Annotated in this window: 1 pseudogene; it reads left to right on the forward strand. The window is 73.6% G+C overall.

Annotation, left to right across the window (positions count from 1 at the left end):
* Positions 1-902 (forward strand): annotated as a pseudogene (locus I603_RS14765) (hypothetical protein); the annotation flags it as partial.

Below are 902 nucleotides of genomic sequence, written 5' to 3' on the forward strand. Positions count from 1 at the left end.
CGCGCGAGGAGCGCCAGGCGCGGCTGCGGCCCGAAACGCTGCGCCCCGCTTTCGCGCTGCTGGAACGCCCGCAGGCCGCCGCGCAGCTGTGGAGCGCGGATCTTGCCGCCGGCATGGTTCAGGCACCCCAGGGACGCCAGATCACCGGCACGCTGGTGGCCGGCGGCGCGCTATTCGGCCTCGCCGCTCGCGCCAGTGTCGCGCTGACGGGCGACGGCCGCACGGTTCCCGGTTTCACCCTGTCCGACGCGCGCGACAGTCCCGATCTGCTCGGCCCGCTGGGCGCGCGCAGTCTGGCTCTGGGCGATGTCGCCGCGCCCGCCCAGCCGCTGATCGCCGACAGCCTTGCCGGGCGCGGGCTGGTGGTCTCCTCGCGCGCGCCATGGCGGGCCGATCTGGTCGACGAGATCGTGCTCTCCGGCCCGCTCCCGGCAGGCTGGGAAGCCGAATTGTGGCACGAGGAACGGCTCGTCGCGGTTACCCGCGAGGCCGATGCGGCGGGCAACTGGCAGTTCGGCAACATCCCCGTGCGGCTCGGCGAGAACCGCTGGGTGGTGCGGCTCTACGGCCCCAATGGCGAGACCGCCGAACAGGTCTATCGTCGCCTCGTCGGCAGCGAGATGAACGCCGAGAACGAAGTCGATTATGCCTTTGGCATGGTCGACGGTGGGCGTCCGCTGCTGGGAGCGACACTGGCGGACGAGCCGGCCGGACCGACGGCGTTTGCGACGATCGGCTGGGGCATCACGCCCGAAGTGACCGCGCGGGCCGATCTGCGCGCCGGGCCCGCGGATGCACCCGCGCTCGCGCTCGGTCTCAGCGGCGCGCATGGCGGCGGGTTGTGGGCGCTGACCATGGCGCGCGACCGGCTCGGCAGCATGGGCGGCGCGCTGCGGCTGGCG

Source organism: Erythrobacter dokdonensis DSW-74, assembly GCF_001677335.1.
Taxonomy (GTDB): Bacteria; Pseudomonadota; Alphaproteobacteria; order Sphingomonadales; family Sphingomonadaceae; genus Erythrobacter; species Erythrobacter dokdonensis.